Source organism: Chryseobacterium populi (assembly GCF_000282115.1).
In the GTDB taxonomy this organism is placed as follows: domain Bacteria; phylum Bacteroidota; class Bacteroidia; order Flavobacteriales; family Weeksellaceae; genus Chryseobacterium; species Chryseobacterium populi.
The window spans coordinates 1-24,788 of record NZ_AKJY01000039.1 but is presented as its reverse complement, the minus strand read 5'-3'; the positions used below and the strand labels follow the sequence as shown (position 1 = coordinate 24,788).

20 protein-coding genes, 1 tRNA gene and 1 pseudogene are annotated in these 24,788 nt (G+C 35.1%); 13 read left to right on the top strand and 9 right to left on the bottom strand.

Annotated elements, in window-relative coordinates:
* Positions 1 to 137 precede the first annotated feature (137 nt).
* Both PMI13_RS11220 and PMI13_RS11215 read left to right on the top strand, forming a co-directional pair.
* Positions 138 to 743 carry a DUF2306 domain-containing protein gene (locus tag PMI13_RS11220; RefSeq protein ID WP_007843713.1) on the top strand — a complete coding sequence of 202 codons (606 nt, stop codon included), beginning with the start codon at positions 138 to 140 and terminating at the stop codon, positions 741 to 743.
* A 94-nt stretch (positions 744 to 837) separates the two neighbouring features.
* Positions 838 to 1,638, top strand: a complete 801-nt coding sequence (locus PMI13_RS11215) for a patatin-like phospholipase family protein (RefSeq protein ID WP_007843712.1) — start codon at positions 838 to 840, stop codon at positions 1,636 to 1,638.
* 59 nt (positions 1,639 to 1,697) lie between these two features.
* Here PMI13_RS11215 and PMI13_RS11210 read toward each other — a convergent pair whose 3' ends face one another.
* The 3 genes from PMI13_RS11210 to PMI13_RS11200 all read right to left on the bottom strand — a co-directional run bounded on the left by PMI13_RS11210 (position 1,698) and on the right by PMI13_RS11200 (position 4,207).
* On the bottom strand, positions 1,698 to 2,408 hold the full coding sequence (locus PMI13_RS11210; RefSeq protein WP_007843711.1) for an ABC transporter ATP-binding protein: 711 nt from the start codon (positions 2,406 to 2,408) through the stop codon (positions 1,698 to 1,700).
* Positions 2,409 to 2,490: 82 nt separating this feature from the next.
* The gene (locus tag PMI13_RS11205) at positions 2,491 to 3,051 is read right to left on the bottom strand and encodes a hypothetical protein (RefSeq protein WP_007843710.1); all 561 of its coding nucleotides are present in this window, start codon (positions 3,049 to 3,051) and stop codon (positions 2,491 to 2,493) included.
* Positions 3,052 to 3,526: 475 nt separating this feature from the next.
* Positions 3,527 to 4,207, bottom strand: a complete 681-nt coding sequence (locus tag PMI13_RS11200) for an aspartate/glutamate racemase family protein (protein ID WP_007843709.1) — start codon at positions 4,205 to 4,207, stop codon at positions 3,527 to 3,529.
* Between the two features lie 17 nt (positions 4,208 to 4,224).
* Between PMI13_RS11200 and PMI13_RS11195 the strand changes: the two genes are divergently transcribed.
* On the top strand, positions 4,225 to 4,854 hold the full coding sequence (locus PMI13_RS11195; protein ID WP_007843708.1) for a GNAT family N-acetyltransferase: 630 nt from the start codon (positions 4,225 to 4,227) through the stop codon (positions 4,852 to 4,854).
* 80 nt (positions 4,855 to 4,934) lie between these two features.
* Here PMI13_RS11195 and PMI13_RS11190 read toward each other — a convergent pair whose 3' ends face one another.
* Positions 4,935 to 6,470 (bottom strand): ArnT family glycosyltransferase, encoded by a 1,536-nt coding sequence (locus PMI13_RS11190; RefSeq protein WP_051957062.1) that lies wholly within the window; start codon positions 6,468 to 6,470, stop codon positions 4,935 to 4,937.
* A 164-nt stretch (positions 6,471 to 6,634) separates the two neighbouring features.
* Between PMI13_RS11190 and PMI13_RS11185 the strand changes: the two genes are divergently transcribed.
* Positions 6,635 to 7,603 carry a glycosyltransferase family 2 protein gene (locus PMI13_RS11185; RefSeq protein ID WP_007843704.1) on the top strand — a complete coding sequence of 323 codons (969 nt, stop codon included), beginning with the start codon at positions 6,635 to 6,637 and terminating at the stop codon, positions 7,601 to 7,603.
* On the top strand, positions 7,569 to 8,438 hold the full coding sequence (locus tag PMI13_RS11180) for a lysylphosphatidylglycerol synthase transmembrane domain-containing protein (RefSeq protein ID WP_007843702.1): 870 nt from the start codon (positions 7,569 to 7,571) through the stop codon (positions 8,436 to 8,438). Before PMI13_RS11185 ends, PMI13_RS11180 begins: the two co-directional genes overlap by 35 nt.
* Before the next feature lie 134 nt (positions 8,439 to 8,572).
* Here PMI13_RS11180 and PMI13_RS11175 read toward each other — a convergent pair whose 3' ends face one another.
* Complete coding sequence (locus PMI13_RS11175; RefSeq protein ID WP_007843700.1) at positions 8,573 to 9,043, bottom strand: hypothetical protein; 471 nt, start codon at positions 9,041 to 9,043, stop codon at positions 8,573 to 8,575.
* Between the two features lie 1,169 nt (positions 9,044 to 10,212).
* Here PMI13_RS11175 and PMI13_RS11170 point away from each other — a divergent pair.
* The 7 genes from PMI13_RS11170 (at position 10,213) to PMI13_RS11140 (ending at position 19,531) form a co-directional block, all read left to right on the top strand.
* Positions 10,213 to 11,922, top strand: a complete 1,710-nt coding sequence (locus tag PMI13_RS11170; protein WP_007843698.1) for an RICIN domain-containing protein — start codon at positions 10,213 to 10,215, stop codon at positions 11,920 to 11,922.
* Positions 11,923 to 12,432: 510 nt separating this feature from the next.
* Positions 12,433 to 13,023 carry a TetR/AcrR family transcriptional regulator gene (locus tag PMI13_RS11165; protein ID WP_007843696.1) on the top strand — a complete coding sequence of 197 codons (591 nt, stop codon included), beginning with the start codon at positions 12,433 to 12,435 and terminating at the stop codon, positions 13,021 to 13,023.
* 80 nt (positions 13,024 to 13,103) lie between these two features.
* Entirely contained in the window at positions 13,104 to 13,484 is a 381-nt protein-coding gene (locus tag PMI13_RS11160) for an oxidoreductase (protein WP_007843694.1), read from the top strand.
* Between the two features lie 57 nt (positions 13,485 to 13,541).
* On the top strand, positions 13,542 to 14,543 hold the full coding sequence (locus tag PMI13_RS11155; protein ID WP_007843693.1) for an NADP-dependent oxidoreductase: 1,002 nt from the start codon (positions 13,542 to 13,544) through the stop codon (positions 14,541 to 14,543).
* 136 nt (positions 14,544 to 14,679) lie between these two features.
* A complete protein-coding gene (locus PMI13_RS11150) occupies positions 14,680 to 17,184 on the top strand; it encodes a PIG-L family deacetylase (protein WP_007843692.1) in 2,505 nt (834 codons plus the stop codon).
* Positions 17,185 to 17,284: 100 nt separating this feature from the next.
* Positions 17,285 to 18,976: a sodium:solute symporter gene (locus tag PMI13_RS11145; RefSeq protein ID WP_007843681.1), complete on the top strand. Its 1,692-nt coding sequence runs from the start codon at positions 17,285 to 17,287 to the stop codon at positions 18,974 to 18,976.
* 36 nt (positions 18,977 to 19,012) lie between these two features.
* A complete protein-coding gene (locus PMI13_RS11140; RefSeq protein WP_007843680.1) occupies positions 19,013 to 19,531 on the top strand; it encodes a DUF2911 domain-containing protein in 519 nt (172 codons plus the stop codon).
* Positions 19,532 to 20,009: 478 nt separating this feature from the next.
* Here the strand turns inward: PMI13_RS11140 and PMI13_RS11135 are convergent, their stop codons facing one another.
* The 4 genes from PMI13_RS11135 to PMI13_RS11120 form a co-directional block, all read right to left on the bottom strand.
* Complete coding sequence (locus PMI13_RS11135) at positions 20,010 to 21,485, bottom strand: serine hydrolase (RefSeq protein ID WP_007843679.1); 1,476 nt, start codon at positions 21,483 to 21,485, stop codon at positions 20,010 to 20,012.
* A gap of 65 nt (positions 21,486 to 21,550) precedes the next feature.
* The gene (locus tag PMI13_RS11130) at positions 21,551 to 23,065 is read right to left on the bottom strand and encodes a serine hydrolase domain-containing protein (protein WP_007843678.1); all 1,515 of its coding nucleotides are present in this window, start codon (positions 23,063 to 23,065) and stop codon (positions 21,551 to 21,553) included.
* Between the two features lie 98 nt (positions 23,066 to 23,163).
* Positions 23,164 to 24,300 carry a helix-turn-helix domain-containing protein gene (locus tag PMI13_RS11125; RefSeq protein ID WP_007843677.1) on the bottom strand — a complete coding sequence of 379 codons (1,137 nt, stop codon included), beginning with the start codon at positions 24,298 to 24,300 and terminating at the stop codon, positions 23,164 to 23,166.
* 128 nt (positions 24,301 to 24,428) lie between these two features.
* A tRNA-Arg gene (locus PMI13_RS11120) sits at positions 24,429 to 24,502 on the bottom strand.
* A gap of 47 nt (positions 24,503 to 24,549) precedes the next feature.
* Here PMI13_RS11120 and PMI13_RS21340 point away from each other — a divergent pair.
* Positions 24,550 to 24,788 (top strand): annotated as a pseudogene (locus PMI13_RS21340) (ABC transporter substrate-binding protein); the annotation flags it as partial.

The window sequence follows — 24,788 nt, the reverse complement described above, 5'->3', positions numbered from 1 at the left end:
CATATACAATTAAACCACAGATTTTGTCTGTGGTTTTTTTATGAAAGTACCGTTAAAATTTGTTCCAACTTTCATTCTGGAACATTCGTACTTCATCTATTTCTCACTTTTGGTGAAATTTTTAACGGGTTAATATCATGAAGAAATTTTTATTTATGATCATCTGCATATTCGCTTTAATTATTGGGGCATATCCGCTGATCTATGTTTTCGTTGAGCATCAACATACTTTTTTGAGTTCCAAAATTCCGGAAGTTTTACACAATATGACCTGGAGAATATCATTCTTTTTCCATATTATTTTTGGTGGATTGGCATTGTTTATCGGGTGGAGGCAGTTTGGAAATAAGTTTCGGAATAAAAGACCCGCTGTTCATAAAGTGATAGGAAAGATATATGTCTTCTCTGCGGTTATCAGCTCAATATCCGGTATTTATTTAGGATTTTATGCCAATGGAGGGTTGATTTCTTCCTTAGGATTTATCTGTTTAGGGGTGATCTGGTTTTACACCACCGCTTTAGCTGTTTTAAAAATTAAAAATGGTAATATTCAAATGCATCAGCGCCTGATGGTTTATAGCTATGCATGTGCTTTTGCGGCAGTGACCTTAAGATTATGGTATCCGTTGTTGAAATCCTGGATAGGAGATCCCGGTAACGCTTACCTTGTAGTTGCCTGGCTGTGCTGGATTCCTAATCTTATTGTTGCCGGTTTGATCAACAGATATAAATTTTCAGTTTAGGGATAGGAGAGGTATATTTATTAAATAATTTTAAAATCAATACATTTAGAAAAATTAATCTGGTTTTCTCACCTTGTTTTATTAATTTTAATCTATGAATTTTGATAAAGTAGGGCTTGTTTTATCAGGAGGTGGTACCAAAGGTATTGCCCATGCAGGAGTTTTAAAATTCTTGAGCGAAAAAAATATAGATGTGGATGTTCTTTCCTGCTGTAGTGCAGGATCGATAGTAGGATGTCTGCATGCTGTAGGAAAAACCCCTGAAGAAATCCTGGAATTCTTCAACTCGGTGTATTTTTTCAATTGGAAACATTTTACCTTCAACCAGCCGGGATTGGTGTCTTCGGTTATTTTCAGAAATTATCTGAATCCTATTTTTCATGATTTAAAATTAGGAGATCTGGATAAAGAGGTGAAAATTGTGGCTACAGCCCTGGTTTCCGGAACCCAGAAGATTTTTGACGAGAATTTCAAAGTGACGGATGCGATTATTGCGTCCTGTTCCATTCCCGGAGTTACCACACCTTATATCATCGATGATGAAATGTATTGTGACGGTGGCGTTCTAAATAATTTTCCGGCAGATATTATCCGGGATGAATGTGACAAGCTGATCGGGGTTTTCGTTTCTCCACCCCATGATATCGATATTAAAGATTTAAAATCTATTAAAGCCATTGTTTCACGTTCGTACGATCTCCTTTCCTACAGGATTGAAAGGGTGAAATTTGATCATTGTGACTGGTTTATTTCCTCTCAGGACTTATCCAATTACGGAACTTTTGAGAGAAGGAAAGACCGTCTGGAAGAAATATTCAATATAGGATATAATGCAGCCAGAGAAAGCTTTACAGAAAGTAATTTTTTTACTGAACTGAAACAGTCGGGAACATAAATATAAAAATAATCCCATTGAAAAATGGAATTATTATCTTATAATACATACTTTTTAAATTAAGATAAGTTTTCTGTTTGTGTATAGCTTGCAAAAGCTTCCTCCAGGCTGTCAAACTTCCCTTTAAACTCATCAATAGGGCAATCCTGAAGGATATTCCCTTTATGGATAAGGATTACACGGGAGCACAGGGCCTCCACTTCCTGCATGATGTGAGTGGAAAGCAAAACTGTTTTTTCTTTTCCGATTTCCTTCACCACATTTCTGATTTCAATAATCTGGTTAGGATCGAGGCCATTTGTAGGTTCATCCAAAATCAGCAGATCAGGCTGATGAATGATGGCCTGCGCGAGGCCCACTCTTTGCTTATAGCCCTTGGAAAGCTGACCGATTTTCTTTGTCTTTTCAGGAGTGATTCCTACAAGTTCAATAACTTTATCCACCCTTGTTTCGGGGATTTTGTGAATATTAGCGACAAACTGAAGGTATTCCTTTACATACATTTCCAGGTATAAAGGATTGTTTTCCGGAAGAAACCCGATGTTTTTTTTACTTTCAATCTCGAAGCCGGAAATGTTTTTACCATTGAAGATAATTTGTCCTTCATCTATTTTCAAGGCACCGACTATAGATTTCATCAAAGTAGACTTTCCTGCTCCATTGGGACCAAGAAGACCTATGATTTCATTTTTTTCAATTGAAATATTGATGGTATCGAGTGCAGTTTGTTCACCAAATTTTTTGGTCAGATTGATTATTTGAAGAGACATAATATGTAATGATCTTTTTGCAAAAATAAAAATAAAAAACTCATTCTGTCCGAATGAGTTGAGTTATATTAAAAAAATATAATTATTTTCTTGATTTCTTATTCTTATTGCTTGAAGAAGATGATCCTGAAGATGCAGTATTGGAACCCTCTTTTGAACGGATATTATTCATTGTGCCAGGCTTTTCATACATCGCAGATTTTCCGGTACTTTTTCCGAATATTTTATCAATCTGTTTTTTATTTAAGAACTGCGATTTTCCGACATACTTTCTGTTCTTATTGATATATTGGATAAACTGAACGGTTGGCTGGCCATAGTTTTTTTCGTAATTGAGCTCAATAATATCATTAGGAAGCTCAAGGGTAATATTGCTGTCAGGCTGGGAAATAAACCCGTCTGTAATTAATTTATACAGTCCCGAAACATCCCCGTTGAGGTTCTGGAAAGAAAAAGACCTGATCGTATTTAGATTACTGGTATTAAGATCCTGATAATTGATCGTAAACTTATCTTCTTTTTTATATAAACCCACAGAGTTATCCTTACCAACTTCCACTAAAGATTCGTTTTTCAGCACTTTAATCTGTGAGAAAACCGAAATACTGAACATGCAAGTAAATAGTAGAATTATTTTTCTCATTTGAATGAAATTTTAATGTTTTATAAATTGGTGTGTTTAAAACTATAATAAAAAATGCTAAAAACTTTATTATGAAACAAAAGTAATACTTTTTTTTTATATCAATACGCCGTAATCTATTGATGTTATGTGGATCATAAGATGTGTGGATGGCTTAATCTGTTAATTAGTAATATCTTATACATTTTAGAGAATTTCAGAACAGAAAAAGAGAACAATGCAGCTAATCCGATTGTTTTGGTTAAGATATTGTGGATCAGAGAGATTTTTTGTTTTTATTGTAGATTTCATTCTATAAAAACTTTTAAAATTTCACTCATTTTATTTCAATACAAAACTATTGGTGACCATCTGAAAAAATAAACTTCCGGATAAAAATTAATGATTTCTTGATATTGAAGCAGGTCATAAAATCATAAAAGAGAAATCTCATGACCATAAAGATCATAGATTTATTTCATTTTTTTAACATTATTTACGACACAATATAATCTATAATGGCCTGGGAATGTATTTTTGTGGTATCAAAAACCGGTATTGTAAAATCATCCTGACTGATCAGCATAGGGATTTCCGTACAGCCTAAAATAATACATTCTGCTCCCTGGTTAATAAGATCGTTGACAATGGAAATATAGTTGGTCTTGGTTTCAGGATTGATATACCCGATTCCCAATTCTTCCTTTACCGTGTACTGGATGTAATCCCTGGTTTCCTGTTTTTCAGGGATCAGTACCTCAAGATTGTATTCTTCAAGTTTGTTCTTGTAAAAATCCATTTCCATGGTAAACTTAGTTCCCAGAAGTCCCACTTTTTTATACCCTTCTTTATTGATCGCTTTTGCTGTTTCCGCACCAATATGAATGATCGGCAGTTTGATCGTTTCCTGAAGCTGATCTGCAAAAAGATGAGCGGTATTGGCACAAAGAACAATGCCGTCTGCACCGCTTTTTTTCAGATTTTCGCAGGCATTTAACAGCAGTCCGAAAGAATGCTCCCAGCTTTTGGACTGTACATCTCCAAAGTTTAAAGAATAGATAATGCATTCGGCAGAATTGAGTCCGCCCAGTCTGGCATTTACACCCTCATTGATAAATTTGTAGTAATCTAACGTTGATACCCAGCTTATTCCGCCCACCAATCCTATTTTTTTCATTAAATTTTGTTATTTGAATGGTGACAAAGGTAAATAAAAAAGAAGCTTCTCTGTTGCTGTATCAGATGATTTCAGAGGCCATTCCTGATGGAAAACTCATTTTTTATATTTATTTTTGTTCAGATAAGACTCAAATCACAATGATCATAGGAAACAGTAATAGCAATGATATCGAAGAAATTTTCAGATTATACAGGTTGGCCACTGATTTTCAGAGAACCAAAAAAATTGTACTCTGGCCGGAATTTGAGAAAAGTCTCATAGAAACTGAAATTAATGAAAAAAGGCAATGGAAAATTATAATTGATGATGAAATTGCCTGTATCTGGGCTACTGCTTTCAGCGATCCTCAAATCTGGGGCGAAAGAAATGCTGATCCTGCGGTATATATTCACCGCATTGCAACCAATCCGAAATTCAGGGGCCGGAATCTGGTTGCCAGGATTGTCGAATGGGTAAAAAAATATGCACAGGAAAATAACAAGCAGTTCATAAGAATGGATACTGTTGGAGAAAATACTGAACTGATCAATCACTATCAAAAATGCGGGTTTGATTTCCTTGGGCTGGTACAGCTTAATGATACAAGTGGCCTTCCCGGTCACTATCATAATGCTGAAGTCAGTTTGTTTGAAATTAAGATTTAATAGTGTAAATTTTTACTCTGCATCAGTAATTGTTTTTATTTCTTTATCCTTAGAGCCACTATACAGACAATTACGGATCATTAATTGGTGATTTCAACCAAATAAATTGTATTATACTGGGCAGAACGGGTTTTCGGATTTAAAAATTTTAATGATAATCTTGTGATTCGATAATGATTTTCTTTGTCAATAAATCTATAGCTTCTTTTTAAGTTGGGCAGATCTTCATCATAAATGACTAGATAATTTCCTTTATTTAGCCTGTTTTCCTCAATCCTTGGTGTATTCCTGCGGGTGTAAAAATCGAAAGCCCAGGGTTCGGATCCTTTCAACATAAAGATTCTTTCTTTTTCAATTTTATTTTTATTGACAAATTCTGCCATTTTTAAGCTTCCCTGATACTGCGTTAAAACAGGATAGAACTGAGTATTCAGGTAAATATTAACAGCTATTGAAAAAATTAAGGAAATAAAAACGTATTTCTTGAAAACATTCTCTTTCTTAAAAATGTAAATCAAAAGATAGGTATAAATGATGGAGCATAAAATGAAAAAAAATAGGTTCTGAATTCCGGTAAAATAATAAGTTAATAAACCCAAGCCAGGAATTGCTAAAAACACAATCACCAATTGAATGATATATAAAACTTTAATCTTTTTGATACAGTCTCTTTTATAAATATCAAATAAATAGGCAGAAGTCAAAACAGAAAGAATGGCAATCAATCCGTTTAAATAATGAGGAAGCTTGAATTTAGAAACTGAAAAAAGAAGCATCACTAGCCAAAAGCCTCCTAAAGTCAGAAATTCAATACCTTCAGTTTTCCTGAATTTATTTTTGATGAAAAAAGATGTTTTCTCAAAAGCTCCAAAGTAAAAAGCCAGAGAAAATGGTAAAAAAGCCCACAATAAGGTATGGAAAAAGAAGAAATAATCGGGGCTTGTTTCATTAAAGCCGTTCGCAGTCAGCCGGTTCATACTTTGATTAAATAAAATAAATTGAATACCTTCTTCTCCAAACTGATGATGATAGGCATACAGAACCGGTATGATCCCAACAGCAAAACTTATTGCAGCAAAAATTATTTTTACATTAAAAAATTTCTTCCATTCTCTGGAATATAACAGGTAGGAAAAAATACAAAACCCGATAATGACAATGGCCATTAATCCTTTTGAAGAGAAAGCCATGGCTGCTCCCAACCCGGCAAGAACTGCACTTAGATTATTCTGATATTTAATAAGCCGGACAAACTGCCAGACTGAAAAAATAATGAAACCTGTCAAAACAGCATCAGTTCTTACATCATGAGCAGAGAGAATGATAGTCTGTGCCGAAAGAAAAATCAGGGAGGCAATATAGCTGGTATTTTCATTTTCATATAACAGATCTGTCAGTTTTTTTGTTGAAAAAGCTCCTAAAACCAATACCAGCAAAGCAGGAATTCTGTACGCAATATGATTAATTCCGAATAATTTCATTGAAATGGCAGCGAGCCAGAAATGGAGATGGGGTTTATCCAGATAAGGATTTTCTCCTTTGTAAATATTGAAAAAATCGTTGTTTAAAACCATTCTCATAGCCATTGATGCGTGTTGTGCAGAATCGTTTTCCATAAGTGGAATAAACAGACCGGAGATATAAACCAGAGAAAAACCAATATAAAGAAATAATAATTGGCGGGGCGATAATAGTAACATCTTGTTCATATTAAAGAATAAAGTTTTTAATAATTTTACTAAAGCTCGCAAAGCAAATTTAAAAAATCCTTTTTAAAATAATGGATTATAAAAAATTTTATTCAATAGTAATTCCGATGTATAATGAGGAAGGGAATGCCGGACTTATTATCGACTGTATTATGGAAACGATGAATGGTTATCTCTATGAGCTGATTCTTGTAGATGACAATTCAAAAGACAGGACTGTAAAAGAAATTATAGAGAAAAACGACCCGAATGTAGTGCTCATTCAGTTGAAAAGAAACTATGGTCAGAGCTCTGCAATGATGGCCGGATTCGACTATGCCTCAGGAGATTATATTATTACGCTGGATGGGGATTTACAGAATGATCCAGGCGATATTCCTGCCATGGTTAATTTGCTTGAGCAGGGAAATTATGATCTGGTTGTGGGAAAACGTCAGAACAGACAAGATTCTTCGCTTAAAACGATCCCTTCAAAAATCGCAAATATTATCATTAAGAGTACAACAAAACTTAATATTTCTGATCAGGGTTGTGCGCTGAAAGTTTTCAGATATGAAACGGCAAAAGATCTTAATCTGTACGGCGAAAATCATCGGTTTATCAGTCTGATGGCCCATCTGAACGGGGCAAGCATTGCTGAAATTCCCGTAAAGCACCATGCCCGGCAATTTGGTGTTTCCAAGTATAAGATCAACAGAACTTTTAAGGTGATCAATGACTTGCTATTGATTTTATTTAATCAAAAATATCTCACAAAACCGATCTATCTTTTCGGGAATATCGGATTGATTGCTTTTACACTTGGAATGTTTATTAATGTTTATCTTTTAGCCGAAAAATTACTGGGACATGATATTGGCGGAAGGCCTTTGCTGGTTTTGGGAATTCCTTTGATTTTTATCGGAATTCAGTTCTTCACCACCGGAATTATCATTGATATGCTGATGAAAACATATTATGAATCTCAAAGCAAACGTCCTTTCAACATCAGAAAAATTACCAGTTTTGGAAAAAAAGAATACGAAAAAAATATTTACTAATATTCTGAAGATATTTGTCAGTATTGTTTTGTTATATTTCGTTTTCAGGAAAATTCCTTTTCAGGATGTTACAGAAATCTGGTCAGCGCTCAATGTTTTATATGTAGTCTTAGCTGCTGTTTTATTCCTTGCATCACAGGTTTTATCAACAAAAAGACTGGAATTTTACTTATTGGCAAATGATTTTAAATTAAGCTTCAAAAGCAATCTTGAACTTTATTTTTTAGGGATGTTCTACAATTTCTTTATTCCCGGCGGAATAGGAGGTGATGCTTACAAAATTTATATTTTAAATAAAAAATTGGATTGGAGCTTAAAAAAACTCACTTCTGCCATATTCAATGACCGGTTGAGCGGGTTACTGGCAATTTCTGTTTTAATCCTGAGCTTTTCAATATTTCTGTTACCCGTAAAATGGGTTTTTCTGCCAATAATAATGATTATTACAGGCATTTCATTGACTTATTTTATCATTAAGAAACTGTTTTCCGTGTATGGGACAATTTTCATAAAAACGTTTTTGATCTCTGTTTTAATCCAGATTTTGCAGATTACCTGTTTTTTATGTTTACTGAAAAGTTTAGGGATCAATGAAAATTTCACAGTTTATATCATTACATTTTTAGGAAGCTCAATTTTAAGTTTATTATCTTTCGCAGGAATAGGAGTAAGGGAATTTTTGTTTCTTCAGGCTTCAAAATATTTTGATTTTAATGCATCGGTCTCTGTATCTGCCTCTCTGCTTTTTACCGTTATTACTGCTTTTTTCTCTCTTTTCGGATTAATATCAATGTTTAAAAAGAATTATTTGGAAAATGGCAATCCGCTTAGCTGAACTTAACTCATAAAATCTCATTTGGAATAAGTGAATTTTTTCAACAATACTTTTAGCATTAATTATTCTATGGTTTTATACACTTTTGTACGGGATGTCTAAATGTTTCTATAATTACTGTAAAGGTCTAAAAATTAGCGGACAAGAAGATAGATTCCAACACCAATTGAGGCATAAGCGATAACCGTAATAATATCAGCGATAGGTTGTGAGAAGCGTTTTTCTGCAATTTTCTCACCATTGATCTGATTTTTATGGAATTTCAGTGTTTTTTTAAGATTATGCACCGGGTGGGCAACCAGACTGTCGCTTTCCCATCGGTCAACTATTATTTTATAGCTCCTGCCATCAACGTCAATTTTTACATTTTTATTCGGAGCAAGCTTCTCCTGAATATTGACCGGAACAGGCATTTGTGGTGAGTTCAGGCTTTTGGATGCAGCTGCTGTACTATTCATTTGCGGAGACGCAGTATTAGCAAGAGTTGTATTCTTTTTAGATTCCTGCTTATTGTCGGTTGCTATATCAGCTTGTTTCTTTACCTGATAAGTATAGCAACTGGTAAGAGAAAATAATATAATGATGAGATAAAGGTTCTTTCGCATAAGCCAAATTTAAGAATTAAACGGAATATTTAGGAGTTTCTTTTGAAAGATCCTGTTTTTTTGAAACTTCTGTGGTGCAAAGTCTTCTGACTTTGAGCCGTAAAATAAAAGTAATTATTAAAATATGGTCTAAAGTCGAAAGGTTTCGGAGATTAGGGAGGCTGATCTTTCTAGTTGTATACTGTTGACAATTATAAATGAACTGAATCTTGTCTTTGCGTTTAGTAACTTAAGAATTCAATTTAGTAGTCCGAAGTTTGTGCTACCCAAAAAAATCTTTTTTTAAGTTGAGGGATTTAGAAATAGAAAGCATATTTTCAAACATTTTTACAGGTAATTTGGTTCGATTGAGCTAAATTAAACAAGAATTACAAACCTCTTTTTGAAACCAATCCGTCTCTTTTCAGTTTTCGAAGGCATTTTGTCAACATCCCCTGATTGATTCCATCAATGTTGCTCTAAAAATTTGAAAACATATTTTACCATCTTTTTCTAGAGCTTGTATTAAGAAAAGTTGGATTTTCGGAAAAAGGAAAATAAAAACAGATTTCAGGAGTAAGGATCTGCAGCAACAAAGGTTTCGATATTGCGCAGATCATTTATTACATCAATGTCTGTAAACTTTCCACATCTACTATAACATCTATGACTTTAAGATAAATTATAAAATCTCGTTTTTTGCGAGATTTTTTTTGAGCTAATGAGTGAAATTTTAAGTAAAGTAAATAGTTATTTCGCCTTTTTGTAATTAACATCTTAATGAAATTTATGATAAGATCCTTTTGTTTTTCCTACTAGATATAGGGTTGTAGCTATTTGTTAATTATTTTATTTATGATATTATTTTTTTATGTTAAATTTTAATAAAAAATTATTTTATATTTAATAATTTACATATTTTTATAAAAAACTAATAATTATTATTGATGGAAGTCCGAATTTTCACAATATCATGCTTACATTTATTTTTAAGTACATCTGCTCAGAAAGTAACCTTGAAGAAAGACGTCAAATCCCACCCTGGATTTTCTAAACCAGGTAAAATGACAACAATCCAATTAAGATTAAAAAAAATTCACTTATCTGTCTAACACTCCTGCTCAGGATAGGGAGCCGAGGCATTGATGGCTAAAAAATAAGATTATTAATCACCCTTTAATATTTAAATTATGAGAACAAACAAAATGTGGTTACTTCTGGTTTTTCTGTTAACTATTCTTTCCAACTGCTCCCGGATGGAAGAAAAAACTTTACCAGAAGAATCTGAAAGAAACCTAGCTGGTGCAGATGCATTGGCGGTGACACCGACCCTGCATGTCGGCGGCAGGAACCTCAAAGATCCCTGTGGAAATAATGTTGTCTTACATGGGGTTGCCATAACACCCAGCCCCTGGTTTAATGGTTGTCAATATGGCAGCAATTCCGGCTATTGTACCTGGGACAATTACAATGTACAAGGAGCTTTGAACTATAACAAAGCAGTCATAGACAAGCTCAGCAGCACAGCCGATGGCTGGTATCTCAATTACATTCGCCTTCACATCGATCCGTATTGGACTAATGACCCAGGTTCCCCTATTCCTGAAGATAATATATCGAGGTTTAATTATAACCGCTTGGTTACCTATACCAATCAAGTCATTATTCCTTTGATCGACCACGCACGGAGCCGGGGAATGTATGTGATCCTTCGTCCTCCCGGTGTATGCCCGCATCGTATTGCAGTCAATGATGCGTACCATAGCTATCTCAAGACCGTCTGGACTTTTCTCTCGCAGCACCCCGGATTGAAGAATGCTGACAACGTGATGTTCGAATTGGCCAACGAACCCGTTGAGATTCTAGGGACAAACGGTGTATGGGGAACAACGGGGAATGAGCACTTTGCAGCACTCAAAAACTTTTTTCAACCATTGGTCAACATCATTCGCAACAACGGGGCCAATAATGTTTGCTGGATACCAGGTACGGGCTGGCAATCGCATTATCAAGGCTATGTCAATAACCCGATCACAGGTGGTAATATTGGCTATGCTGTTCACATCTACCCAGGCTACTGGGGTGGTGTTAACAACTATCAATCCTTTCAAAATGCATGGAATACCAATGTTAAACCTATTGCGGACATTGCACCGATCGCCATTACCGAGACCGACTGGGCACCGCAGGGATATGGCACCTTTGGTATTGGTACAACCGGTACGGCAGGCGGAAACGGATTTGGCGCGAATCTAAAATATATCGCGGATCAATCCGGCAATGTAAGCTGGAATCTCCTTGCCCCGGATGATCTGCTCCACAAAGGAGATCCTAATGCAGGAACAGCTTTTAACAACGATTGGGAGGCTTGCGCTGCCCCAAGTAAACAGTGGTTTCAGCAATATGCGGCTTCCAACTATCCTGTTGCAAACTGCAACGTAACCAGTCTGGTTAATAATGGTATTTACGAGATCGAGTTCCAGACTGATGCCAATAAAGTACTTGATCTAAAATCTGGCGTGGACGCCAACGGCACAGTGTTAAGACCATGGACGAGAAATGGTGCTACGGCGCAGCAGTGGATAGCCATTGATGCCGGTAATGGCTACTGGCGTTTTGTGTCCAAAGCCAGCGCAACAAATCGCTGCATTGATCTGGCCAGTAACAGTAATACACTGGGAACTTCAATCCGGCTCTGGCAGAGCTACGGTAATGATGCCCAGGCCTGGCAGGTAGTGGCTGTAGCCAATGGCTACTACAAAATTCTATCAAAGGTGGATGCCTCCCGTGGCTGGGATGTGCCCAACTGTACCATGGATGGCAATTCGAACTTACACCTTTGGGATTATTACGGTACATCCTGTCAATTGTTCAAGTTCAAATTTATAGCGATGAACTAGACGCCTTAGAAAGATGCAAATAAACGTGACTTTATTTTCCAGGTCACTTACACCTTTTCGCGGTAAGTAGTCCTTACCGCGAAATACCTTTTTAACAAAAACACTAAAAACTTAACTATGTGACAATATTTGTCAATATAACAGTGGGTTAGGAATAAAAAAACTGACACAAGAAAGTGAAAACTTCAATGTCGGTCTTGTGACCAAAACGAGTATCTTCAAATACTTTTATAGATGGTTTGGTTCGATTGAGCTAAATTAAGCAAGAATTACAAGCTTCTTATTTGTCGCGTAATTTCTTTTAAAGTAAATTACTACAAACTTTATTACAGATTTTTAAATTTTTTTCTAACAAATAGCGAAGAATTTTGGGAGAAGATTTCGAGGTAAAAAATTTCTTGGACATCGATTGGTAAAAACTGAACTATTTCTAATTTACAAAATCTAATAAGTTTTTTTATTTAAAAAAAATATACTTTTTAGTATATTTGTACAGTCAATTAAGAGATTATGTTAACAAAAGCAGAACGAACCAAGCAATTTATATTAGATACAGCCGCACCTTTGTACAATGAAAAAGGGATTTCAGGAGTGAATGTTGACGATGTTCTTGCTGCGACCAAACTTACCAAAGGTTGCCTTTACAACCATTTTGAGAACAAAGAGGCATTGACCGAACAAGTTGTTGATTTGTTATTAAAAAGAGTAACTGACAAAATAAACTTAGAAGTTTCAAAAGGAAAAACAGTTAAATCTAAAATCTTTTATCTCTTAGATTTTTATAAAAACCCCATTGATACATTCATTTCCGGTGGTTGTCCGATTTTTAACACAGCTGTTGAAGCAGATGATAATCATCCGTTAATCAAAGAAAAAGTAGCTGCTGTTTTCAGAAGCGGACAGGAAAGTTTAGTTAATTTTTTAAATGAAGGTATAAAATCCGGAGAGTTTACAGATAAGCTTGATCCAGTGGTTTTTGCATTCAAATTGATCGCTTCCGTAGAAGGCGGAATAGTAATGTGCAGAGTGATGAATACCATCAAACCAATGCAGAGTTTGATAAAAAGTTTAAAATCAGAATTAGAACAATATTCAGTATGATTTTTTTTAAAATAAAATAGACTAAATAGTATATTATTAGTTGAGAATAGACTATAAAAATATAATTTAACATTTCCATTATGAACAATATCAAAATTTTTGAGGTTTATAAAACAGAAAAATTAGAATTATCCAACCGAATCATAATGGCGCCAATGACAAGAAGCCGTTCCAACAATCCAGAACATTCAGCAACAGAACTGACCGCACTTTATTACCAACAAAGAGCAACCGCAGGATTAATCATCACCGAAGGAACATTTGTGAGCAAAGAAGCGGTTGGAGTAATCAATGTTCCGGGAATCTATTCAGAAAAGCAAATCGAAGTTTGGAAATTGTCAACCGATGCTGTTCATCAGGAAGGTGGAAAAATTTTTGCTCAGCTTTGGCACACAGGCACCTATTCTCATCCGGATTTACAAAGTGGCAACATTGTGTCTCATCAGCAGGTGATTTCCTAAACTGGCTTTTAGTCTGGTAAATCCAAAAAATTCTTATAACCAAATAAAATAATTACTATGAAAGCATTTGTCATTAATCGTTACAGCAAAACCGACAAACTTAAGCTGGTGGAATTCCCTGAACCTGATTTGAAAGAAAATGAAGTTTTGGTGCAGATTCATGCCACAAGCATCAATCAATTGGATAGTAAATTGAAAAACGGTGAGTTCAAGTTGATTTTGCCGTATAAATTTCCTTTGGTTTTGGGACACGATGTTGCCGGAGTAGTCATAAAAACGGGATCGAAAGTGAAGGGTTTTAAAGTCGGCGATGAAATTTTTTCCCGTCCATCGGATTTCCATATTGGGGCATTTGCTGAATACATTGCCATTAATGAAAGTGATATTGCTTTAAAGCCAAAAAATATAACAATGGAAGAAGCTGCTTCACTTCCGTTGGTGTCTTTAACGGCTTATCAGCTTTTACTGGAAAAAGCAAAATTAAAAAATGGACAAAAGATTTTTATTCAGGCCGGTTCGGGTGGTGTCGGAACAATTGCTATTCAATTGGCGAAACATTTAGGAGCAACAATTGCGACGACGACAAGTGCAAAAAATTCTGATTTAGTTAAAAGTTTAGGAGCAGATATCATTATTGATTACAAAAATGAAGATTTTGAAAATGTTCTGATAGATTATGATGTAGTTCTCAATAGTCAGGATGAAAAAACGCTGGAAAAATCATTGAACATTCTAAAAATCGAAGGAAAAGCAATTTCTATTTCGGGACCGCCGACTCCGGAATTTGCTCAAGAATTTAATCTGCCTTGGTATATAAAATTTGCCACAAAATTGCTGAGCAGAAAAATCAGGAACAAGGCCAAAAAGCAAAAAGTAGATTATTCATTTCTTTTTATGGCTGCCAATGGGAAGCAGCTATCAGAAATTGCATCGCTTGTAGAATCAGGAACCATTCGTCCGGTAATTGATAAAATTTTTCCTTTTGAAGAGATGAACCAAGCTTTAGAGTATGTGGAAAGTGGCAGAACGAAAGGGAAAGTAGTAGTGAAGTTAAAGTGATGGATTTTACATTTTTACCTTCACACCAAAATTTTACAAAGAATATCATAGAAAATTTGAAATTGCTCATTGCTTTTTCTTTTGAAAGCTGAAAGAAAGATGATTTACTTATATTTGCCCTGCAAAGCAAATTCAAATGTTCAAAAAAGAAATCATTGTATTTATCCTTGGCTTTTATACGGTTTTTTGGTCGGCCCAACAGGTTCGGCCTTCCAAATCATCTGAGATTTACCGTGAGCTCAAAACACTTAAACACCTGCCTAAAGTTTTATATCTTGCTGCTCATCCCGATGATGAAAATACAGGATTACTCTCCTGGTTAATCAACGACCAGAATGTAGAAACGGGCTATTTATCTTTAACCAGAGGGGATGGTGGTCAGAATTTATTAGGTATAGAGCAGGGGGCTGCATTGGGTCTAATCAGAACGCATGAGCTTTTAGAGGCAAGAAAGTTAGACGGTGCCCAACAGTTTTTTACCCGGGCGATTGATTTCGGGTTCTCTAAAAATACGACCGATACCTTTAAACAATGGGACGAAAACAGCATTATCGCTGATGCAGTTTGGGTAATCCGTAAATTCCGTCCTGATGTTATCATTTGTCGTTTTCCTCCTACTGCTGCGGCAGGACACGGACAGCATGCAGCCTCGGCTGTGGTTGCGGAAAAAGCTTTTAAGCTGGCAGGCGATAAAACTGCTTTTCCGGATCAACTTAAATATGTAAATGTATGGCAGCCAAAACGCGTCTTGTGGAATACTTTCCGGTTTGGTGGGATCAATACAACAGCTGAAAATCAACTGAAAGTTACCGTTGGGCAATATGATGCGCAATTGGGAATGGGCTATGGTGAACTGGCAGGATTAAGCAGAAGTTTACATAAAAGCCAGGGTGCGGGAACACAGTCTGTAGCCGGGATCAGAACTGAATATTTTGCCCACGTTATTGGTGAACCTGCAAAAGAAACACTTTTTGACGGAGTAGTGAAAACCTGGACTTCACAAGGAAACGCTGATATTGATCAATCTTTAGATAAAATTATTTCTGCTTTCAATTTCAATAATCCGGACCTTAGCTTGCCTGCTTTGCTTGCTTTAAGAAAAAAGGTGATGGCAATAAAAGATTCCGACGTAAAAAAGGATAAAATTACAGCACTCGACAATATCATTTTGAGCTGTGCGGGGTTTATGGGTGAGGTCGTGACCAATCAGGCTGAAGCTGTTGCCGGAGATCATTACAATTTCAGGTTAAATCTGATCTCAAGAGCTGTAAATCCTGTCGTTTTAGAAAATGTAAAATGGATAGGTCAGTCAGAAAGTTTGAATAGAAAACTATCAAAAGATTCTTTAATTACCATTGAACATAAAATTCAGATTCCTGCTGATGCAACACTCACAGAACCTTACTGGTTAGCAAAACCAGCCACGAACGCGGCAACTTTCTCTGTTCCAAATGATACTTTAGTCGGTTTACCTGAGACAGAATCACCACTGAATGTTTTGCTCAGTTTAAGAATCGGTTCGGAAAAGTTTGAGGTTAAACTGCCATTATCTTTCAAAAAATTAGACCCGGTGCGTGGTGATGTGGTCGAAGCCTTGCGCATTGTTCCTGCATTGGAACTGAAATTTACACAACCGCTTTACCTGGTCAAAGAAAATGAAGATTTACATTTGAGTTTAAATTTTAAGGTTAATTCAAACAAACAGTACAGAAACGGTATTCTAAACCTGATGTATAACGGAGAGCGATTAGGCGGCGCTGATTTAAGTTCGGTCAATGGAAAAGATACTACCATCGATTATGTTATTCCAAAAACTAAGCTTGCCTTAATCAATTCATCTCGTTTGCAATTGGATGCCAATTTTGTTGCAGATGGAGTAACTTACAATAAAAAACAAGTATTAATTCAGTATCCGCATTTACCCTCCTTACAATATTTTGCGCCTGCAACGGTAACCGTAATGAAAGGTGATATTCAGGCGAAGGTTAAAAAAGTGGGTTACATAGAAGGTGCGGGTGATTTCATTCCTGAGTTTCTGCGCATTGCAGGTGTTCAGGTAGATGTCCTGAAAGACGGAGATTTTTATGGGAACTCAGATGAATCCGGCGGAAACGGCAGTCAGAACAAGCTGTCGCAATATGATGCCATCGTACTTGGGGTTCGTGCGAATAACACAGAGAAAAAGCTGGGTCGCTGGATGCCTTTTTTATGGTCTTATGCAAAAGCCGGCGGTAATTTGGTGATGCAGTACAACACTAATCAGGATACAACCATTGAAAAATTGGGGATGTATAATTTCAGCATTGCCAATAAGCGGGTTACCGAAGAAAATGCTGAGGTTAAATTTTTAAATCCCAATCATAAATTACTGAACTTTCCGAACAAAATTACTTCGGATGATTTTAAAGGCTGGGTACAGGAGCGTGGTGCCTATTTCCCTGTTCAATGGGATGAGGCTTATGAACCGCTTTTTGAAATGCACGATACTGGTGAAGAGCCCCTGCAGGGATCAACTTTATATGCTCAATACGGGAAAGGTAATTTTATTTATACCCCGCTGGCATTTTTCAGACAGCTGCCTGCCGGAAATGTTGGGGCTGCACGTTTATTTTTAAACTTTTTATCTGTACAGAAAAACTGATGAACAAACAACTTAAAAACTGGAATACCTGGTATATATTATTAGCAGCTGCATTAGTGTTGCAGATCGCATTTTATTATTGGTTTACTAAATTCTGGGCATGAGCACTATAGATTGGACAGTTTTGATTTTTACCCTTGTGGTAGTGGTGGTTTATGGTGTATTCATTGGCCGTGGCCAGAAAAGCAATGAATCCTACCTGAAAGCAGATAATAAAATGCCCTGGTACATTGTGCTTTTGGGCATTATGGCTACGCAGGCAAGTGCCATTACATTCCTTTCAGCACCGGGCCAGGCTTATACAGACGGCATGCGTTTCGTTCAGTATTATTTTGGTCTGCCTTTGGCGATGATTGTGATCTGTATCACTTTCATCCCGATTTTTCAGCGCTTAAATGTTTACACCGCCTATGAATATTTAGAAAACCGTTTTGATAAAAAAACTAGGGTACTTACTTCACTGCTATTTCTTTTTTCAAGAGGTTTATCAACAGGAATCAGCATTTATGCCCCGAGTATCATCTTGTCAAGCGTTTTAAACTGGAATATTTATTTAACCAATGTTTTAACAGGTGGTATTCTGTTGATCTACACCTATGTTGGCGGTGCAAAAGCGATTGCTCACACCCAAAAATTACAGTTTCTCATTATTCTGGGAACAATGGCTTTTGCAGGTTATCTGCTTATTCAGAATATGCCGGATGGAATTGGTTTTAAGGATGCGCTTTATCTGGCGGGAAAATCCGGAAAGCTCAATGTAATCACTACAGAATTCGATTGGAAAGATAAATACAATATCTGGAGCGGGCTGATTGGCGGTTTTTTTCTGGCACTTTCTTACTTCGGTACGGATCAGAGTCAGGTCGGGAGGTATATTACTGCGAAGGACAATACCAATGCAAAAATGGGCTTGCTGTTGAACGGATTGGTTAAAATTCCGATGCAGTTTGCTATTCTCCTGATCGGTGCTTTGCTTTTTGCTTTCTTTTCTCTAAAACCGGCTCCGATTTATTTTAACGAACGATCTTATCAATATTTAAAGGAAACACAACCTGAACAGGCTGCGGTTTTTGAAAAAGAGCATCAGGATTTGCAAATAAAATTTAATGCAGAATCGAAAGAAATTCTAAAATTGAAAGAAACTCATTCTCCCCAACTCAAAAAAACAATTCAGGATTTTAAAAATACGCAAACTCAGGTAAAAGCACTTCACAGCAGGGTAGAGGAAGCGATCAACAATTCAAATTATAATGCGGAGAAAACGGATACGAATTACATTTTCCTGTATTTCGTAAAAAATACCTTGCCTGCAGGGATGATCGGTTTACTGTTTGCCGTAATCTTTCTGGCCAGCTGGGGTTCAATTTCTGCAGCGCTGAATTCCCTTGCTGCCTGCTCATTAAAAGATGTTCATTTAATTTTTACAAAAGAAATTCCTGATGATGCAACCGGATTAAAGTATAGCCGCCTACACACTTTGGCCTGGGGTATTTTCTCAATCGGAGTAGCCATGTTTGCCACTCAGATGGGTTCCCTTATTGAAGCGGTTAATGTATTGGGTTCTCTTTTCTATGGCCCGATACTGGGAATTTTTCTTGTGGCATTTTACTATAAAAAAATCACCGGTTCCAATGTATTTATTTCTGCAATATTATCAGAAATTGCGGTTATTGCCGTTTATCAGTTCGATATCGTTTCTTTTCTTTGGCTTAACGTAATCGGGGCAGCGGCGGTAATTATATTTTCGGCAATCGGTTTATTGTTTTATAAACCAAAAGCAGTAAATTCGTAAACGAACAAACAAAAACAACCAAACAAAAAGAATATTATGAAAACAATGATCAAATCTGCTACCGTGCTTTTTGCTGCAATGACAATTTCAGTGAATGCATATGCTCAGGAAACTAAAAAACCAGCCAGCCCTCCGGCTACTGCTACGGGAAAAATTAAAGATGCAACCATTACAATTGCCTATAGCAGTCCTTCTGTTAAAGGGCGTACCATCTGGGGTGGTTTGGAAGCTTATGATAAAGTTTGGCGTGCAGGTGCCAATGAAGCAACTACTTTTGAAACAGATAAAGACATTACCGTTCAGGGTAAATCACTGCCTGCAGGTAAATACAGCTTTTTCTTAATCCCTAAGGCATCCGGAACCTGGACTGCAATTTTTAACAAAGAGCCAAAACAATGGGGCGCCTATAAATACGAACAAGCTAAAGATGCTTTACGTGTTGATGTTAAAACAAAAGCTTTACCGGCAACACAGGAAAATTTAGTTTATAAAATAAACAACAATGGATTCACAATGGATTGGGATAAAATCTCAGTTCCTGTAGAGATAAAATAAATTTAAATATAAGAAATTAAAATCCCGTTAATCCGGGATTTTTGTCTAAAATTTTGATTTTGTATCAAAGATTATTATTGTAAATTAAAAAGTATTTGAAAAATTGGTAAAGTTATTTGATAACTGGTAGTAGTCAAAAAAATAAACGACACTTGACTTTAAGTGTCGTTATTTGGCTGCTGGTGACCTCAACGAGCGTATCTTCAAACACTTTTATCGATGATTTGATTCGCCTGAGCCAAATTAAATAGGATTTGGCTATGTTAAATGTTGCATTTAAATTCTTATAGTTATAAAGCCTGTTGCAATATAATCTTTCGCATATAGAACAATCAAGACAGATATAATGGGACATTAGTTGGCTTCAAATGTCTTTTACTTTTGAATAAAGATTTAATTAATGAAAAGTAGGATATTAGTAGATAATTAGATTGGAAAATATATTTGAATGCACCGAATCTAAAAATTGTGATATTATTTATTTTTCAACTTCCTTTTCAATTTTTGCAAGCATATCTTTTGCGTTCGTATTTTCAGGGTTTAGTTCCAAAGATTTCTGGTAATTTTGTTTTGAAAGGGCAAATTCCTTATTGTTAAAATAAGCTTCAGCTAAGCTGTCGTAAGAATTTCCTGAATCGGGAAATTCGGAAACATAAAGCTGAAATAGTTTGATAGATGATGTGATTTTTCCACTCCTCATCAATTTATAACCTAAACTATTGAGTTCAGATTCATCAGAAAAGTTGTAAGAATCGGGTTTGTTTTTCTTCAAATCTTTATAATAGGCAATTCCGGTATCGATGTTTTCAAAACATTTTCTCTCGATTTCTCTTCCAATTAATTTCTGTCCAAAAGGTTTTAAATCATCTACAAGATATTGAACTGAATTGTATAAATTTCCATAAGTATTATCTCCACTTTGATTAGTAATAACAGAAATTCCCATATCATAATCCGGAAAAACCCAAAATAAATTTTGCGTTCCGAAAGCACCGCCGTGTTTTCTGGCATTTCGACCGTTGTGATTGATGGTCACTTCATCCCAAAAATAAGCGTTCCAATAGTTTTTATTATTGAGTAGATCTCGTTGTGATTCCTGAACGAGTGGACTTTTTTTATCCAATTCAAATTTTAAAAATGTAGTCAAATCAGTTAACGTTGATTTCAAATAACCCTGAGCACCCCAAAGTGAGTATGGTAAAAATGGCATCATAACTCCATTTTCATCATAACCATTGGCGATGGTTTCATTTTGATTGATATGAAGTTTAGTATGAGCTAATTTTAAAGGAGAAATTAAATTTTCCTTCAATAATGTCTCATAACTTTTCCCATAAACATTTTCAAGAATATGAGCTGACAGTTGCAAAGTTCCGTTATTATAATTATAAACTGTACCGGGCACAGTTTCCACTTTAATTGCTTTCAAATCATTGAAAAATTGCTCTTTCGTATAAGATTTTTCCAATTTTTCAATTTTGAAAGCAATACTATCATTTCTATTTTGAAAAAGCTCACTTCTGTCGGGTAAGTCTTTATTGAAACCAGATTTCAATGAAACCAAATCTTTAATAGTTACAGAGATTCCTTTGAATTCAAGATTCGGATAAGAACCTGTAATATATTTTCTTATATCATCATTCAATTTAATTTTCCCGTCCAAAACGGCTTTTGCAATTAATGCTCCTGTAAATAATTTGGTGATAGAAGCAATTTCAAATAATGTAGAATTATTGGCTTTGTTTCCTTTTCCTTTGTCGATTTCTCCATAATGTCTGGTGTAGGTTTTCCCGTCTTTCACTATTCCGATGGAGAACGAATTTGCTTTCGTTTCTTTTAGGAATTTTTCAGCTTGAGCATTCATCGAAGCATAAATTTGCTTTTCTGTTATGGTTTTCTGAGCAAAAGCTGAAAATCCAGAAATGAGAAATATGATTGATAATAGTTTCTTCATTTTTTGTAATTAATTTCTAATTAATAAGACAGCTCAGAAATAAATTTGTTACCTCCAAAAACATATTATTTTTCAATTTCTTTTTCAATTTCTTTTTCAATTTCTTTTTCAATTTTCAAAAGCATTTCCTTCGCATTGTCATTATTAGGATTAAGCTCTACCGTTTTCTGATAATCTTTTTTGGAAGCATTATAATCTTTTTTAGTGAAATAAACTTCGCCACGTGTGTCATAAAGATTGGAAGAATTTGGAAATTCTGAAATGGCATAATCAATGATTTTCAATGCATCTTCAATCTTTTTGTCGCCTAGAAATTTATATGTCAACCTATTAAGTTCATTTTCAAAACCATTGAAATTATAAGAATCAAATTTATTTTTCCTGAGGTCTTTCAAATAAACAATTCCTTCTTCTACAGAAGTTGCCTTCATTTTTTTATATACTTCGAAGATGATTAACGGTTTCGGTAAATCAACTTTGTGATTATATAAAACCCCGAAAATATTATCAATAATAGCTTCCAGCTGTCCACCTCTTTTTCCGGCTCTTGTATTATCAAGCAGAATTATATAGATTTTATCTTCCGGAATTCTCGCAATATTGCAGGAAAATCCATTGATTCCGCCACTATGAGCCATTGTCGTAATATCTTTCCCCGACCCTAAAAAATTTTGATTTTTCTGAATATTCAAGCCATAAGCATAATTACCAGTGTGAGGTGTGAAATATATCTTCTTGTTCTCCTCATTTAGTAAAATATTGGTGTACAATGCATCGTCCCATTTTTTCATATCATTAGCCGTGCTGTACATTGCGCCGGCAGAAAATACGGCAGTTTTCATATTGATGTAATCTGTTTTTTGGTAGCCATCGTAATCAAAATCATAACCTTGTGCGTAATTTGATATGATTTCTTTTGGATTTTCGATACCTGTATTTTTCATTCCAATCACATCAAATATTTTTTTCTTGAGAACTTCTTCATAAGGCTTTCCGGTAATTTCTTCGATAATCAAACCCAATAAATAATAGCCTGTATTACAATAGTTCTGTTTAGTTCCAGGTTCGAATCCCAGATTATCTTTGAAGTATTTGACCGCAAATTCTTTTGGAGACAAATTTTCGAAAACCATTTTAGTTTTAAAATCGGGAAAATCTGTATAATTTGGTAACCCTGAAGTGTGCGTCAATAACTGATGGATGGTTATTTTATTACCAATTGTTTTGCTAATCCAAGGCAGATAATCGCTTATTTTATCATCAAGTTTAATTTTTCCTTCTTGTTTCAACTGCATTATCAGCATTCCGGTAAACTGTTTGGTTACGGAACCAATTCTGAATTTTGTATCCGATGTTGCGTCGATATTCCAGTTTTTGTCTGCTTGTCCATAATTTTTCTGCAGTATAATTTCACCGTTTTGGACAATCAGGGCACTTCCGTTAAAAAGGTCAAATTGATGATATTTTTCGATTATCAAATCGATTTTTTTTGCTTTTTCCTGTTTAGATTTCAAAGCGTTCTGCTGGCAAAAACCTCCAATTGATATAAGCAGAAAATACGCAAACAAAATATGTTTCATATAAGATTGATTTTTAAAATTCTCTGCAAAGATGCTTTAGGAGACGTAGATACACGACCGATTAAAAAAAGTCGAACGCATTTGTCCACTAAAAAATATTAAATTGAATTTTTTCTAAAATCAGTTGGCGTTTTCCCAGTATATTTTTTGAAAGAAGTATTGAAAGAAGATTTGGAATTAAAACCAACTTCGTATAAGATTTCCAAAACGGTTAATTCTTTTTGTGAAGGATTTTTAAGGATTTGCATTGCTTTTTCAATTCTGTATTCATTTACGAAATCGAAAAAGTGTTTATCCATATACAAATTAATCAAAGTAGATAAATCTTTGACTGGCATTTTTATTTGCTCTGATAAATCCTGAATGGTTAATGATGAATCCAAGTAAGGTTCTTTTTCCACCATAAAATCCTTTAAGAATTGGATTTCCTTATTTTTTTCTTCAACGATTAAAGGACTGGTTTTTTGTTTAGGAATTACTTCTGTAATAGGTTTCAAATAGGAATTCACTCCTCTGAAAAATTCAGGATTGTTTAATGCAGTCAATAGATACCAACATGTACAAAATAAAAATGCAAACCCGTCAAGAGTTACAATCCAAGTTCGGATATCGCCCCGCCCAAAAATAAAAGTAACCAGCCATCTTAGAAGAACTATAAAATGTAAGACATAATATAGAATTGTTATTTTGGATAGTGCGTTAAGGACAGAAATATTGGGGTTTGTGTAATTCTCAAGATAGACCGTTTTGGATTTTCTAATAACCAGAAATGACGCAATAAAATAAACCTGAAACAAAAATTCGAAAAGAAATTGAAAAAATTGCATTAAAGGCATTTCATTCATGCTATTTATAAAATGTACTTTCGAGGCTCTATCTACAAAATAAATTCCCCACATTAAATATAAACTGTAAGCAACAAACGGAATTGTATGCAGTAAATGTTTCGGTTTTAAACGAAAATTAGAGTAACAAACGGACAATACATAGAGATAAAACGATGCTGGAACCAAATAAACAATACTCCAACGGAATGCCTCGAGGTTGATATGATTAATGGGGAATTCTTGCATTGAAAATTTCAACGCATCTACGGCATTTGTAAAAAGAAAAAACGCAAGAAGCCAATTTGAAAGTCTGTGTTTAGTTTTTACGGTAATCAAAAACAGGGCAAGCAAAAGTACCATGAAAATCCCAATAGAGGAAGCGAGTTGTAAAAAGTTGTATTTGTCCATTGTTTTTAAGAGAAATACAAATTTAATTCTTAGTAAATTAAAATATTTGATATTTTATCGTAAATAAAGTTTTTGATAGAATAAAAAAAGGCGCCACTTGTATTAAAGTGGCGCCATTTGGCTGTTTGTGACCTCGACAGGATTCAAACCTGTAACCTTCTGAGCCGTAATCAGATGCGCTATTCAGTTGCGCCACGAGGCCTTTGTTAAAGGTTTGCAAATATAACACTTTTTTCTTTTCTTTGAAATATGAAACTGAAAATTTTATTATTAATCGCGTTTTGCACGCTAATTTCCTGTAAAAGAGAACAAAAAATTTCATCTGCAGAATGGACTTCCATCTCGCACAGGCTTAAATATAAAGAACACAATAATGTCCTGCAATTAAAATCAGGAAATTTTGCTTATGATTTTAAATCGGGAGCTTTTCCTTTCAAAAAAATTATTTTACTGAATGCGAGTATGGCAGGCTATATTACAGAACTGGG

What these genes read in the sequence shown, in the direction of transcription:
- PMI13_RS11160 (WP_007843694.1), top strand. Translation starts at nt 13,104, where the DNA reads ATGAACAATATCAAAATTTTTGAGGTTTATAAAACAGAAAAATTAGAA.
- PMI13_RS11125 (WP_007843677.1), bottom strand. Translation starts at nt 24,300, where the DNA reads ATGGACAAATACAACTTTTTACAACTCGCTTCCTCTATTGGGATTTTC.
- PMI13_RS11150 (WP_007843692.1), top strand. Translation starts at nt 14,680, where the DNA reads ATGTTCAAAAAAGAAATCATTGTATTTATCCTTGGCTTTTATACGGTT.
- PMI13_RS11205 (WP_007843710.1), bottom strand. Translation starts at nt 3,051, where the DNA reads ATGAGAAAAATAATTCTACTATTTACTTGCATGTTCAGTATTTCGGTT.
- PMI13_RS11130 (WP_007843678.1), bottom strand. Translation starts at nt 23,065, where the DNA reads ATGAAACATATTTTGTTTGCGTATTTTCTGCTTATATCAATTGGAGGT.
- PMI13_RS11200 (WP_007843709.1), bottom strand. Translation starts at nt 4,207, where the DNA reads ATGAAAAAAATAGGATTGGTGGGCGGAATAAGCTGGGTATCAACGTTA.
- PMI13_RS11215 (WP_007843712.1), top strand. Translation starts at nt 838, where the DNA reads ATGAATTTTGATAAAGTAGGGCTTGTTTTATCAGGAGGTGGTACCAAA.
- PMI13_RS11195 (WP_007843708.1), top strand. Translation starts at nt 4,225, where the DNA reads ATGGTGACAAAGGTAAATAAAAAAGAAGCTTCTCTGTTGCTGTATCAG.
- PMI13_RS11165 (WP_007843696.1), top strand. Translation starts at nt 12,433, where the DNA reads ATGTTAACAAAAGCAGAACGAACCAAGCAATTTATATTAGATACAGCC.
- PMI13_RS11220 (WP_007843713.1), top strand. Translation starts at nt 138, where the DNA reads ATGAAGAAATTTTTATTTATGATCATCTGCATATTCGCTTTAATTATT.
- PMI13_RS11170 (WP_007843698.1), top strand. Translation starts at nt 10,213, where the DNA reads ATGAGAACAAACAAAATGTGGTTACTTCTGGTTTTTCTGTTAACTATT.
- PMI13_RS11135 (WP_007843679.1), bottom strand. Translation starts at nt 21,485, where the DNA reads ATGAAGAAACTATTATCAATCATATTTCTCATTTCTGGATTTTCAGCT.
- PMI13_RS11185 (WP_007843704.1), top strand. Translation starts at nt 6,635, where the DNA reads ATGGATTATAAAAAATTTTATTCAATAGTAATTCCGATGTATAATGAG.
- PMI13_RS11155 (WP_007843693.1), top strand. Translation starts at nt 13,542, where the DNA reads ATGAAAGCATTTGTCATTAATCGTTACAGCAAAACCGACAAACTTAAG.
- PMI13_RS11145 (WP_007843681.1), top strand. Translation starts at nt 17,285, where the DNA reads ATGAGCACTATAGATTGGACAGTTTTGATTTTTACCCTTGTGGTAGTG.
- PMI13_RS11140 (WP_007843680.1), top strand. Translation starts at nt 19,013, where the DNA reads ATGAAAACAATGATCAAATCTGCTACCGTGCTTTTTGCTGCAATGACA.
- PMI13_RS11210 (WP_007843711.1), bottom strand. Translation starts at nt 2,408, where the DNA reads ATGTCTCTTCAAATAATCAATCTGACCAAAAAATTTGGTGAACAAACT.
- PMI13_RS11190 (WP_051957062.1), bottom strand. Translation starts at nt 6,470, where the DNA reads ATGGAAAACGATTCTGCACAACACGCATCAATGGCTATGAGAATGGTT.
- PMI13_RS11175 (WP_007843700.1), bottom strand. Translation starts at nt 9,043, where the DNA reads ATGCGAAAGAACCTTTATCTCATCATTATATTATTTTCTCTTACCAGT.